The 14250-nt window shown below is 56.2% G+C and carries 9 protein-coding genes; 1 reads left to right on the top strand and 8 read right to left on the bottom strand.

From position 1 onward, the window contains the following. Window positions 1-81: 81 nt before the first annotated feature. The 5 genes from K1I37_RS08885 to K1I37_RS08865 form a co-directional block, all read right to left on the bottom strand. On the bottom strand, window positions 82-1335 hold the full coding sequence (locus K1I37_RS08885; RefSeq protein WP_021298476.1) for an aspartate kinase: 1254 nt from the start codon (window positions 1333-1335) through the stop codon (window positions 82-84). Between the two features lie 275 nt (window positions 1336-1610). Next, window positions 1611-2987, bottom strand: coding sequence for an argininosuccinate lyase (gene argH / locus K1I37_RS08880; RefSeq protein ID WP_021298477.1), 1377 nt, complete (start codon window positions 2985-2987; stop codon window positions 1611-1613). After that, window positions 2984-4252, bottom strand: a complete 1269-nt coding sequence (locus K1I37_RS08875) for an argininosuccinate synthase (protein ID WP_021298478.1) — start codon at window positions 4250-4252, stop codon at window positions 2984-2986. The genes argH and K1I37_RS08875 overlap by 4 nt, the downstream gene beginning before the upstream one ends. Beyond that, complete coding sequence (argF, locus tag K1I37_RS08870; RefSeq protein WP_021298479.1) at window positions 4252-5319, bottom strand: ornithine carbamoyltransferase; 1068 nt, start codon at window positions 5317-5319, stop codon at window positions 4252-4254. The genes K1I37_RS08875 and argF overlap by 1 nt, the downstream gene beginning before the upstream one ends. A gap of 187 nt (window positions 5320-5506) precedes the next feature. After that, the gene (locus K1I37_RS08865) at window positions 5507-10000 is read right to left on the bottom strand and encodes a glutamate synthase-related protein (protein ID WP_051189660.1); all 4494 of its coding nucleotides are present in this window, start codon (window positions 9998-10000) and stop codon (window positions 5507-5509) included. A gap of 188 nt (window positions 10001-10188) precedes the next feature. Here K1I37_RS08865 and K1I37_RS08860 point away from each other — a divergent pair, with 188 nt between their 5' ends. Beyond that, window positions 10189-10680 carry an N-acetyltransferase gene (locus K1I37_RS08860; protein WP_021298481.1) on the top strand — a complete coding sequence of 164 codons (492 nt, stop codon included), beginning with the start codon at window positions 10189-10191 and terminating at the stop codon, window positions 10678-10680. Window positions 10681-10775: 95 nt separating this feature from the next. Here K1I37_RS08860 and K1I37_RS08855 read toward each other — a convergent pair whose 3' ends face one another. The 3 genes from K1I37_RS08855 to argC form a co-directional block, all read right to left on the bottom strand. Further along, window positions 10776-11942 (bottom strand): aspartate aminotransferase family protein, encoded by a 1167-nt coding sequence (locus tag K1I37_RS08855; RefSeq protein ID WP_021298482.1) that lies wholly within the window; start codon window positions 11940-11942, stop codon window positions 10776-10778. A 372-nt stretch (window positions 11943-12314) separates the two neighbouring features. Continuing rightward, a complete protein-coding gene (locus K1I37_RS08850; protein ID WP_021298483.1) occupies window positions 12315-13133 on the bottom strand; it encodes an amino acid kinase family protein in 819 nt (272 codons plus the stop codon). 13 nt (window positions 13134-13146) lie between these two features. After that, a complete protein-coding gene (argC, locus tag K1I37_RS08845) occupies window positions 13147-14184 on the bottom strand; it encodes an N-acetyl-gamma-glutamyl-phosphate reductase (protein WP_021298484.1) in 1038 nt (345 codons plus the stop codon). Window positions 14185-14250: the final 66 nt, after the last annotated feature.

Here is a 14250-nt window from a genome sequence, read left to right as displayed (position 1 = left end):
TCGGTCAAGATGCGCGCGCCTCAAGACGCGGGATTTCGCAGAAAACTCACCAATTTTTAAGATTTTCCTGCTGTGTGGCGATTACTTCACAGCCGATCCCGCTTCCGACAATGACGCCTCTGCATCCGCCTCGACGAATGTCACGTGCAGCGCCTTCACCGCGCGCTCGACATCGTCCGCCGGCACGACGCACGACACCTTGATTTCCGACGTGCTCACCATGTGAACCGCGATATTTGCGTCACGCAATGTCACGAACATCCGCGCCGCGACACCAGGGTTGCTAATCATGCCCGCGCCGACAATCGACACTTTCGCCAAGTCGGACTGCCGCTCAACCCGCGTGAAGTGCAGCGATTCTTGAAGCGATTCCACAATGCCAACGGCTTTTGTCAAATCCGGCTCATGGACCGTGAACGATACGTCGACCGCTGCAGCGTCCACCACGCTCTGGACGATGACATCCACATTGACGCCATGCGACGCCAACTCGGAAAAGATGGTCGCCAACCCGTGCTGCTGAAGCGGCACGCCAATCACTGCAATGCGCGCCACCTGGCGCTCAAACGCGATGCCAGTGACCACCTGGCGGCCTTCTAATGTTTGTTCTGTAATCGCCACGACACTCGTTCCCTCCTCATCGGAAAAACTCGATCTCACCACCAACGGCACAGCAAAATGTTTCGCATTTTCCACTGCGCGCGGATGCAAAACCTGTGCGCCCAAATTGGCGAGCTCCAGCATCTCGTCGTAGGACACCTCCGTGAGCTTGCGAGCAGCCTGGACGACGCGCGGATCTGTCGTATAAACGCCATCGACATCCGTGTAAATCTCGCAGATATCCGCGTGTAACGCAGCAGCCAACGCCACCGCACTCGTGTCCGAGCCGCCCCGGCCCAACGTCGTGATATTCCCGTTCGCAATCCCCTGGAACCCTGTCACAATCGGCGTGATGCCACTGTCAATCAACTGCCGCAGACGAGCAGTCTCAATCGACGTGACGCGCGCATTGCCATGCACATCCTCCGTCGCAATGCCCGCCTGCCAACCAGTGAGCGACTGCGCGGGTGTCCCCATGTGCACAAGGCGCATTGCGAGCAAACTAGCCGACACCTGTTCTCCCGTCGCCAAGAGGCTGTCCATCTCGCGAGCATCCGGCACATCCGCGATTTCCTTGGCCAAATCCACCAACGCATCGGTGCTATGCCCCATCGCAGACACAACCACCACACACTGGTGCCCACGTGCAATCGTGTTCTGGATACGCTGTGCGACGAGGCGAATCCGCTCGGTCGATCCGACCGACGTCCCCCCATACTTCTGCACTACAAGCACATTGCTCCACTCCTACATCGATGCAAACCATTCGGGTCGCTCACAGGCGCGCCCCTGCATCCGCTTTTCTATCATCGCTGTAAAATTCATTTCGCTTATCATACCGCAGTTCACAGGAATTGGTGAAGGGAAAATTGTCGCAAAACTCAATGCAATCGATTACATAGATAGATTCGAAGCGATTCGCTTCCCAGTGGAGGATAAATCGGCGGTTCTCCTAGGGGGAAGGTGAGATGGAATGGGGGCGGCAGGGCCCGCCCGCGCCACAGTTCCCCTCATTCCAGCCCACACTGCTCTTTCGCAAGCGCCAGTTGCAATTGCACGGCTGTCGGCGCTGTGCCACCACGAGACTGACGAGCCGCGACCACTGTCTCCGGTTGCAACAGTTCGTAGACGTCGGACTCGATGACACTCGCCGCTGCCTGCATGGTGCCCAAATCGAGTCCATTCAGGTTGGTGCCCTGCAAAATGGCCAATTGGACCAATTGCCCCACAATCGCATGCGCCTGGCGGAACGGGATGCCCTTGCGGACGAGGTAGTCGGCGAGATCGGTCGCATTCGAAAAGTCGCAGGCTAAGGCGTCTGCCAAACGGCCCTCGCGAATGCGCATGGTCGAAATGCTGCCCGCCATCAATTTGAGGGCGGGAATGACCGTGTCTATGGCGTCGAACACGCCCTCCTTGTCCTCCTGGAGATCCTTGTTGTACGCAAGCGGCAATCCTTTGAGCACCGTAAACATTCCCATGAGATGACCAAACACCCGTCCGGACTTGCCGCGGACGAGTTCTGGCACGTCCGGATTCTTCTTCTGCGGCATCATGCTTGACCCTGTCGCGAATTCATCCGCCAACTCAATCCAGCCGAACTCCTCCGTCGACCACAAGATGAGTTCCTCCGACAATCGCGACAAATGCGTCATAATCGTCGAAATGGCAAAGAGGAAGTCGAGTAAGTAATCCCTGTCCGACACCGCGTCCAGTGAATTCTCATAGAGTGACGAGAATTCCAGTTCATTCGCGACCTGTTTTCGGTCAATCGGGAACGTCGTCCCCGCTAACGCCCCTGCTCCGAGCGGCATGCGGTCCACCTCGTCTGCGACAAAGGACAACCGTGATTTATCCCGCTCCAGCATCCAGACGTACGCGAGCAAATGATGCGACAGGAGAATCGGCTGCGCGCGTTGCAGGTGAGTGAAACCTGGGATGATGACATCCATGTGATTTTCTGCCTGACGCACGAGCGCAGTCTGTAATTCCTTCACGGCGTCCGCCACCGTACTCACGGCGTCGCGAACAAACATGTGCATATCGAGTGCGACTTGGTCGTTGCGGCTGCGACCCGTGTGCAATTTCCCTGCAACGGCACCAATGCGTTCGGTTAACAGTCGCTCAATGTTCATATGAATGTCCTCGTCATCGAGCGAAAAGGTGACCTCTCCGGCCGCGATGTCCTCGGCCAAGTTTTCCAATCCCTCAATGATCTGACGCCCCTCAGCAGGGCTGATAATTCCGCATTGCGCCAGCATGCGCGCATGCGCGATGGAACCTTTGATGTCGTACGGCCAAAGGCGCTCGTCAAAGGAAATAGAAGCGGTGTACTTCAACACCAGTTCATCGGTATCTTCGGCGAATCGCCCGCCCCAAAGCTTCATACCACAGTCCCCTCTGCTACATCGGATGCTACGACGGAGACGCCCAAGCCATCGAGTTTCGGCGTGCCCGCTTGCTGATTGTGCAAGGTCGCATGAACCGTCGTCGGTAATCCCCACAGCGAGATGAACCCAACCGCCGCCATGTGGTCAAAACTGTCACCCGTCGTGTATGTCGCCAAGTCGTGGCGGTACAGCGAGTTCGCAGACTGTCTGCCCGTCACCTGCGCGGTACCCTTGAACAACTTCACGCGCACCTCACCCGTGACGTGCGTTTGCGTCGCGTCGATAAACGCGTCAAACGCAGACTTCAGCGGCGAGAACCACAGGCCGTTATAAATAAGCTTGCTATATTCAAGCTCCAGCCCCATCTTGTACTGCAGCACTTCCCGCGTCAGCGTCAGGTGCTCTAACTCCTGATGCGCCATAATCAAGACGCGTGCCGCCGGGGACTCGTACACCTCGCGCGATTTGATGCCGACGAGGCGGTTTTCGACGTGATCGATCCGGCCCACCCCATGCTTCCCACAGATCTCATTCAACTGAGCAATGAGCTGTGCGAGTTCCAGCGGCTGGCCGTCCAGCGAAACGGGTACCCCCTGCTCAAACCCAATGACAACCGTCTCAGCTGTATCCGGTGCGGCCTCTGGCGCAACCGTCCATTCAAACACCTCCTCCGGCGCTGCTTGCCACGGATCTTCCAGTACACCGCATTCAATCGCCCGCCCCCACAGGTTGGCGTCGATGCTGAACGGGTTGTCAAGATTTACTGGAATGGGCACACCGTGCTCATGCGCATAGCGAATTTCCTCGTCGCGCGTGAATCCCCACTCGCGCACCGGCGCGACCACTTTGACCCCTGGTGCCAATGCGTTGATGGAGACCTCGAAACGAACCTGGTCGTTCCCTTTACCCGTGCATCCATGCGCCACGGCGACCGCCCCTTCCGCCGCGGCCACCTCGACGAGCAATTGCGCAATCAACGGACGCGACAGCGCGGATGCCAGCGGATACTTGCCCTCGTACAATGCGTTCGCCTTGAGTGCAGGTGCGATAAACTCCTTTGCAAAACGCGATTTGGCGTCAATCTTATAAGATTTTATCGCGCCGACCTTCACAGCCTTGTTTTGGACCGTATCCAAGTCCTTGCCCTCACCGACGTCGACGCACATCGCGATAACATCATATCCATAGTGATCTTTAATCCACGGGATGGACACCGAGGTATCCAAGCCGCCTGAGTATGCCAATACGAGTTTTTCCTTCATCACAAATCCTCCCCAAATGCGCCAGCGTCCGCCATCAATGCGGCCATAATCGCCTTTTGTGCATGCAAACGATTTTCAGCTTGATCAAAAATGACAGAGTGTTCCCCATCGATAACCTCTTCAGATACTTCTTCGCCGCGATGTGCCGGCAGACAGTGCATGAAGATATGATCCGGTTTCGCCAATTTGCACAATTCCTCGTTCACTTGGTACCTCTCAAATTGAGGTAACCGCACCTGGGCCTCCGCCTCGTCACCCATACTCACCCAAGTGTCGGTGTAGATCACATCCGCACCATCGACGGCCCGCATGGGGTCTGTGGTAACCAGTACCTGCGTATGATTGTGTACCGCGTGGAATTTGGCCTCCTCCACGACGTGCGCCAGCGGTTTATAACCAGGTGGTGTGGCCACCCGAATATTCATGCCAAGTTTCGGAGCAACTTGTAACCACGAATTGGCGAGGTTGTTTCCGTCTCCGACATACGCCACGGTCACACCGCGTAAACCGCCCATGTGCTCGAGAATCGTCAACGCATCCGCCAGTAGCTGACACGGGTGAAACTCATCGGTCAATCCGTTGATGACCGGCACCGTTGCGTACTCGGCAAATGTCTCGACGTCCGCCTGCCGGAACGTTCGAATCATCACGCCATCGACGTAGCGGGACATCACCTGCGCCGTGTCGGAAATCGGCTCTCCACGTCCGGTTTGCAGTTGGTTGCCCGGTAAAAACAGCGCGTGTCCCCCAAGTTGCAACATCCCGACTTCGAACGAAACACGCGTACGCGTGGACGATTTATCAAAAATTAGGCCAATTGTCTTACCGGCTAGCAGCCGATGCGTAAAATGCGTCTTCTGTGCCTCCTTCAGCACCTGTGACAAGCGAAGGAGTTGCTCCAACTCGCGCTCTGTCAAATCGCTAAAGTGCAAGAGATCCCGACCGGCAAGCGTCTGGTGTGCCTCCCAGAGTGCATTTTGAAGGCGGACGGATAAATAATTCGATCCCAACGGCACAATCGCCGAAGACCCCCGCCCAATTTCACTGGCTGCTTCCGATATCGCCACGCCGTAAAACTCCCTTCTATACGCCCAGCTAACCTGGTTCGCTCTATTTCATATGAATTATTATACACGAGTATGTATAGTTATCAAATGCTTGTATGATTCCTTATGCATAAAATTTTAAAAACCTCCACAAAAAAGCGCCGAACCCTTATGGATGGGGGTTCGGCGCCTTGGTACACCTTGATCGTTATTCTGTTGCAATATCCTGATCTGTGATCTCGTGAGCTGGCTCAATCATCATAAAATGCATGCCAGGATGGTCAATCAAAGGCTGTAGTCGTTTCGCGGCCTCCGGCTGACCGTGCTTGCGCAGTTCCCGCTGATAGGTGCCCAGCAGCTCAATCAAATCCTTCTCGCCCGTCGCATCCACAAACCGGATAGCGACCTTCGCTCCCTTGGCAATCCGCCGGCGGAATGCCGCTTCATCCAATCCAAGCTCTGGCTGATACCGAAGGTAGACACGGCCTCCCGTCATCCCGGAGCAAATCCACGGACCCGGATCCCCCATGACGACAGCTCGACCGCCAGTCATGTACTCAAACGCGAAACCTTTCATGTTCGCGCGAGTCGCGATGCTCGCGAAATCATCGCGCACCGGTTCCGTGACTTCGCCACCAATAATGACGTCGGCCCCAGAGAGGCGAATGCCCGCACGCGCGTCCGCATCTCCCTGCACGATGAACAGCCCATGACCCGCTCCGTACGCCAGCCCTTTGCCGACGGATCCGCCGCGCCATTGACCATCCGCACATCTGCGCTTGAAGACGAGAATCTTGCCGCCAAACGACGCCTTGCCGACGCCATCCTGAGCGCCACCGTACGCGATGCTCGTCATTCCAACCGTGTGGTAAGCGGCAAAGCCAGCCCCCGCGACACCGTCATGCACAATATGGCGAGGTTCGCCCGTACGCCCGCTGCGAATGGCGTCGCCGCTCTCGCGAATGCCAAGTGCGCGCGGCACAGCTTGAATTTGCGTCGACACACCCGCCGTCGCGCCGTGTACAGCGACACCATCCGTGCCCGTCGCCGCAGCATACGCGTGAATTTCCTGGAGAACATCTCCGTACGCTTCCTCAAATGACCGCTGCCGAACCCTTGTTCCACGGCCGAGATGAACCTCGTTGACCGCCCGCAACCACGTCGTATCCACCCGCGTCTCTTCCTGCAATTGCACGAGCAAATCGCTTCGTCCAACCAAATCCTGCGTCCGGTTGGCGCCAAGCTTCGCCGTCAACTGCGCGACATGCTTACCAACCGCATCGAAGAACGTGACGAGTTGCTGCGTCGCCATTTCGAATTCACGCGGTGCGAACGCTTTGAGCCCTTTGGCCGCAGCCTCTTCCATGTCCTGCATCTGCGTGGCAATCCCGACGTGACACGTGTCTTTGTGACAGGCGCGACAAGACGTACAGCCGATAGCGACCATCGCCATCGTGCCAAAGCCCGCGCGGTTCGCGCCCAACAAGATAGCTTTCATCACATCAAAGCCGGATTTCATGCCGCCATCCGCCCAAATTTCGATAACATCGCGCAGTCCCGCTTCACACAGTGCCTCGTGCGCCGCTTTGACGCCAATCTCCATCGGCAAGCCCACGTGCCGGATGGCGTGCGCTCTCGCCGCACCCGTACCGCCGTCAAACCCAGACAACGTAATGACATCAGCACCGGCCTTCGCGACACCGACAGCGATAGTACCGATATTCGGAACAACAGGCACCTTGACCGACACTTTTGCAAACGGGTTGATTTCCTTCAGTTCGTATATGACCTGGGCCAAGTCCTCAATCGAATAGATATCGTGATTATTCGAAGGAGAGATGAGATCAACACCCGGTGTCGCATTCCGCGCGTTTGCGACTTGAACGGTCACTTTCGATCCCGGCAAGTGCCCCCCCTCACCAGGCTTCGCCCCTTGCCCAATCTTGATTTCGAGCACATAGGCGCCGTTACACAAGTCGGCATTGACACCGAAGCGACCAGAAGCAATCTGACGTCCGCGGTTGCGCGGATACTTGGTCAGCAAATCCTTAATCTCTCCGCCTTCTCCGTTGACGCAGACGATATTCAGCCGGTACGCAGCTTCCGCATACGCACGATAAGCGACCTCATTCTGTGAACCAAACGACATCGAACTGATGAGTATCGGATACTGATGCCCATCTATCGTCGTGTCAATCGGACCTTCCACTGCCTCCTGCGACTCGTCGAGACCGAGCACGTGACGCAGACTCAACGGGTTATCCACCTCGAACGCGTTGAGCTTCGTGACGTATTCGTCGTACGAAACGTCACCCTGTGCGACAGAACCCGCCGACTTCCAGATGCGCGGATAGAGTTGGAACAACTTATTCAGCCGAATCGACTTCCTGTCATTCGCCGCATACCACTCCTCGCGCAGCGCCGACTGCGCCTCGAGTCGGTCGAACGTCAGCCCCGCCTCATCGGAGCCGCAGAACGACGGGATACCAAGGTATTGGCTCACCTCATCCGACAGGCCGATGGCACTAAACAGGCGTTCATAGCCACGAAGTTCGTGGATACCCAGCGTGGATATCACCTTTTCAATGCCCTTCGTCAGCGCCTTGTACAGGTTTTCCACACCGTGCATGTCGCCTCTCGCTGCCGCAGTCTCCCACATCAGATACGGGACGACTGCATCTGCACCGAGCCCGAGCGCAACCATGATGTCGTGGAGATTGCGAAGCCCGCCACTGCGCAAAATCAAACTCGTACGCCGACGCAGGTGCTCGCCTTTGCTCTTGTTCGCAGGGCGCAACAGCGCTTTGTGAATGGCGGCGGTCACCAAGAACGGATCAATATGGTGCCCACGCTTAAACTGCAACCGGTCATCTAGCACGATCGCGTTGGCTCCGGCCTGCACCGCCTCCAGCGCCTCTACTTGGAAGCGCTGCAACGCTGCTTCAATGGTCTCGCCTTCCTCGCGATGAATCAGAATCTCAACCGTTCCATGCGGGCTCGTATGCAACATCGCGAGGGCGTCCTCGTAGCAAATGGTGCCATTGCGATGCGCGAGATTCTGCATGTCTTGAAACTCCAGTCCATACGACTTCGGGAGTTCCTCCAAGAGCACCGGCGCATGTACCTCGATACGCGGAGCGTCTTGATACAATCCATCAAACGACGGCCTGCGGCCGAGAACGGCGCGCGTGCTAAAGTGTTCAATCTCCCGCTCGCGGTCAATCGCGGGGTTCGTCACGACTGCGACTGTCTCGTGCATGAAATCAGACAATAAGGTCGCCTCTTGCGACAGCGCTGCGAGCGGACTGTCAAAGCCAAGCGACTTAATCGGTTCCGCCCCCGTCTGAATCTCCTGCTCAATCAACTTGATGTCGTCGTCGCGAAACCCAAAGGCGAGCGTCCGAATGTCAAGTGGCTTTTCGTCGCGCTCTGGGTGCAAAACCTCGGTTTTCTGTCCGTATGGCGCCGCAAAATGCAAACTGCGATGCTCCCCGCGGAACTGGAACCGACGCTTTGCCGCGTTTAAAACCTCTTGCTGCAATTCGTGATACAGGTAGAGCTGTGCACCAAATTCGTCCCATTTCACGCCGATCTTTTCACCCGGTGAAAGCGGCTTGGGCTCGCGCACCCAAGTTGACTGCGGAATGATACCTTGCTCCGAGCTGAAACAGTATGCGCTATCCGTCTCAATCAGCCACATCGGCCGCAGTCCCAACGCATCGACGCTATAGACGGCCGCGTTGCCGTGGCGCATCATCACGCCTGCCGGACCCTGGGCGAACGGTCCCCAAATGGATCGATAATACATGTATAAGTCAGATAATTCATCCGACATTTGTTTGATTTCGTGGACAATCGGTGGGAATAGGAGTTCCGCTGTTTCAAACAGCGACCACTTACGCTCTGAGACGAACGACAAAAGCGCCCTGTCCACCATCTGTGAATCGCTGAAATCCGGCCGCACTGGTACGCCAATCATCGACGACTCGGTGTAAAACCGCAAAATCGTGTTGATTTCGCCGTTGTGCCCCAACGACGAAAACGGCTGTACGCGTGGAAACGACGTGGTCGTGTTCGTCGAATAACGCGTATGTGCCAGTACAAATGTCGAACGAAACAGCGGATGTTGCAAATCGGCATAGAAGCGATAGAGCGTCTCATCGTTTCCAATAACTTTGTACACCGCGCTGTGATGTGATAGCGACGCCACATGAACACCCGAAATATCGTCAATCGCCGTAAACAGGCTCGCAAGCAGTTCATCGTCTGCGTCGTCCAACAGACCGGCCACTTGATAAAATACCGGACACACCGCCTGTGCCATTTTGCCCAGCGCCTCACGGTTCGCGCCGTCCGTCTTTCGCATCAGCACACGTACGCCGCAGTTGCTGAACTCGCTATCCACATGCGACTGCAACTGCTCACTTTGTTCCGAATCGAGAAAGATGTGTGCGACAAAGAATCCTGGCGCGTCGACGAATGTCGAGTCGAGCCCCGCAGAATCGAAGCGAGCCTTCCACAAGGCGCGAGGGATATCCAGCAGTAAGCCACATCCGTCTCCTTCACCAGCGACATAACCAGCCCTGTGGCGCATCGCCTTGAGTGCGTCCAATCCGTTCTGGACCGTGTCTTTTGAAGGCTGCCCCGATTTCTGTATTTGTGAGAAAATTCCGCATGCATCATGTTCACGATGTATGTCCATCGACAACGCATTCAAGTCCACATCCGCCACTCCTTTTTGCAAAATAGTTTGACACTATCTCTATACTCGCGTCAATTGAAATTTTCTCGACGAATCCATGCGCCCGGACTGAAATAATATACGATATATTGAATATCAATGCTATCGCATGTTATAAATATATGCAAGGTTGAAAGGGGGCTCCTCACGTGGAAGTCCGAAAAGCGGCATCAACGGATGTCGAGAGTATGCAACAACTTATACAACAGTTTGCGGACGTTGGGCTCATGCTTCCACGGACCATCAAATCGTTATGTGAACATTTGCAATGCTTCACAGTTGCCGTAGAGGATGGGCAGGTCATCGGTGTAGCTGGTCTCCACGTGCTCTGGAAAGACCTCGCCGAGATTCGCTCGCTGGCGGTCGCGCCACACGTGCACGGAAAAGGCGTAGGCCGGAAAGTCGTCGAACACCTGATTCGCGAAGCCGAGCACCTAGGTATACCACAAGTATTGTCTCTAACGTACCAAACGGGGTTCTTCGAGAAGCTGAATTTCCACGTCATCCGCAAAGAGAGTCTGCCGCATAAAGTCTGGAAGGACTGCTTTTACTGTAAGAAGTTTTACCACTGCGATGAGGTAGCCATGGTATATTATACACAACATTACGAGGCTTTCCAAGCCTTCAAAGAAGCCCGATGATTGAGTCTTTTCCCAAATTCCATGGCAGGCTTCCATATCCGAAGCAGCAGGCACAAGCCCGCGCTTCGGATTTTTGTTTGCAACTTTATACAACGTTAGGCAAGCTTTTGCACAATGCTCTCAAACCTCTCGACATGCTCTTCCCGCAAAATGAGCGGAGGGACAATCCGAATCCTCGTCGGACTGCACTTGGTCACTAACAGCCCACGCTCCACTGCCTGCTTGGCGAAGGTTTTGGCATCCGCCACGTCAAATCCCCACATCATGCCCCGCCCGGATACGTTCGTAAAGTACCGCCGCAACACCTGTTCTAGCGCTACACTCACTTGACACACACCATCGAGAAATCCCTTCGCAGTGACCGTGTCGACTACGTAGTTGCCTGCGGCCATCGCCAGCGGATTGCCGCCAAATGTAGATCCGTGGCTCCCTGGAGAAAAAGCGGCCGCGACGGACTCGCGCGCGATGACAGCGCCCACTGGAACCCCGTTGCCAAGCCCCTTAGCCAACGTAACGACGTCTGGCTGAATGCCCACTTGTTCATAAGCAAAAAAACGTCCGGTGCGGCCCACACCTGTTTGAACTTCATCGACAATCAATAGCGCCCCGACCTCATGCAGTCGGTTGGCAAGCGCCTGCAGGTAGTCTGTGGCAAGTGGATAAACCCCCGCCTCTCCCTGCACGACTTCCACAATGCACGCAGCGACGTCTTCATCAATCGCCGTCAGCACGTCCGCAAGCGTCTCCGGCGTCACACAATCTGGCACCAGCGGGGTGAATCCCTCATGATATGCAGCCTTCGGCGTTAATGACAACGCCCCCATCGTCCGCCCGTGAAACGCATTCGGCAGCGACAGTACCTTCGTGCGCGCCTTGCCCGCGACGCTTGCATGGTACTTACGCACCAATTTCAGCGCCGCTTCATTGGCCTCTGTACCACTATTCACAAACATCACTTTCGCATCCTCGGCCAATCCCGCTAAGTCAGCCAACTTTTGCGCCAACGCCACCTGACCAGGGATAAGGAACAAGTTGGACGTATGTAACAGCGTCCCCGCCTGTTTCGCAATCACTTCCGCGAGCCCCTTATCCGCGTGCCCCAAGTTGCACACAGCGATACCCGCCGTAAAGTCGAGATATTGCTTCCCTGCATCGTCGTATAAAAAGACGCCTTCGCCACGGACCATCCGCAACGCCCGCGGCCCGTAATTGTTAAACAGTGCATTACTTTGCGCCAGGTCAATTTGTGTCATTGCGCTCATCGTGATCGATGCACCTCCATATTTGTGTTATCGGGCTACGCCCACAGCATGGATTTTTTACAGCATGGTGGTCTTTCGGCATGGATGTCTTATTAAGACATCCCCCCGGCAATCCGTGCCGATAAGACATCAAAACGACACTATTTCTCGATTTTCAGCCTCTATCGGGCAGCTTTTGAGTAGATAGAGCATTTTCCGTGTCTTAAGTTCGCTGAAACGACCGAATATCTGAAAATAGGGTAGATAAATTGCCTTATGTGCTCGATCACTGCGGACCCTAGCACCCTGCACCCAGGGCCACCAGCACTGCGGACCCCGCCACCCTGCACCCGGCCCCACCAGCACTGCGGACGCCCCGCCACCCATCCACCGTCAGTACGCGGGCGCCGAGGTCTGCGCGTTTGTGGGCATCGCGACCAAGCGGGTTCCATACTGAGTGCGGGTGGGGTTGACTGGCGTTGGCGCATGGCCGATGGCGAACAAAAGGCTCCCCTCGTCGCTACCATCGACGACCCACACCTCGGGAATGTCGCAATTGGCGGCAAACAGCATCGCTTGTACCTTCGGAATCATGCCAGCCGAAAAGTCGCCTGCCACGAGGTGCCGCCGTAAGTCGGACGCCGTGACGTCGTAAAGTTGCTTCCTGCGCTCGAAATCCGCGAAGACACCGGCGACATTCGTGCATAGTAACAGCTTGTCGGCGGCGACCGCGCGCGCGACGTGAGCAGCTGTCGTATCCGCGTTCAAATTGAAAAACTCGCCGTCGTCGTCCACGCCATACGGAGGCAGCAGCGGCATCTTTCCTTCCTCTAATATTGCGACAATCGCATCCGCCGCCACGTGGCGAACTTCTCCAACGCGATCCCGCCCACAATCCCCCGCCCGCACGGCTGTACCATCCCTCAGAGGAACAAAATGAGCAGCAAGCGGATCAAGCGCCCGCATCAACTCACGATTACACTGCTGCAACGCCCGCAGTACAATGGGCATCGCCTCCTGCGTCGTCACGCGCAGCCCGTCGACAAACGGCAGTTCAATGCCCGCCTCGGTCAATTGGCGGGTAATCTCTGGTCCGCCTCCGTGAACGAGTACCAACTCGTGGTCGTCCTGCATCGCCGCGGCAATGACCGCTCGCAACGCATGGTGGCCACGGCCGTCCAATGCCCCGCCGATTTTCATCACAATCCGCACGCACCAGTCCCCCTCACATCCACATCGATGGCGTCGTCAGACCTGCGGTCTCGTGGAATCCGAACATCCGGTTCGCATTTTGCACCGCCTGCCCAGCGGCGCCCTTTTGCAAATTGTCAATTGCGCAAAACACCTGCAGCACGCGCGCGGACTCGTTCACAGAGAACCCAATGTGTACATAGTTCGATCCCGCCACCGCCTTGATATGTGGCACCTGCGGCGGCGAAAAGACGTGAACAAACGGCGCATCTGCATAAATTTCCTGATAGAGACGATAGACTTCTGCAGTCGACGGAACATCTGCCAACTGCGCGTACACGCTCGCGAAAATCCCCCGCCGCACAGGTAACAATTGCGTTGTCAACAAGACCGAAAACCGCCCATCCAGCGCCTGTTCGATCTCCGGCGTATGTTGGTGCTGCCCCACCTTGTACGGGTAGAAATCGTCGGACAGTTCCGCGAAGTGCAAGTGTGGCTTGGCACTCCGCCCCGCGCCTGTCACTCCTGACTTGGCGTCGATGATCAGCGGTTGCGACGCATTGACAAATGGCGCAGCGCAAAGCGGCCTCGCAGCCAAGATAGCGGCCGTCGCGTAGCAACCAGGGTTCGCCACAAGATCCGCAGTCGCCACCCGCTCACCGTTAAACTCCGTCAAACCATAAACGGCCGCCGCTTGCACGGCCGCGTCCACAGGTTTTTTGTGGTACCAGGCCTGATAGACTTCCGGGGAAAGGCGCAAATCGCCGGAGAGATCAATCACGCGCAAATCGCGCGCGTGCAATTGCGCCGCGACGTGTCCTGATTCACCAGACGGCAAGGCGACAAACGCCAAATCGCAGGCTGCAGTGCATGCGTCGGGATCAAACGCTTCCACCGGGACCCCTTGTTCGTGGACGAGGTGGACAAACAATTCAGAGAATGTCTCGTCTCGCTCGCGTGAGCCCGCCAAGTAACTCAACTCCATGGATGGATGTTGCAAAATCAAGCGCACCAATTCCATCCCGGCATACCCTGTGGCACCAATCACGCCCACTCGCGGATTACGCCCCATGTATAAACATCCCCCATTGTGAATTTTAATTCAGTATACCGGAAGTTTCATCCTGTGAGAAGTGAA

It is taken from the genome of Alicyclobacillus acidoterrestris, from assembly GCF_022674245.1.
GTDB lineage: Bacteria > Bacillota > Bacilli > Alicyclobacillales > Alicyclobacillaceae > Alicyclobacillus > Alicyclobacillus acidoterrestris.
This window is presented reverse-complemented; position numbering and strand designations above follow the sequence as displayed.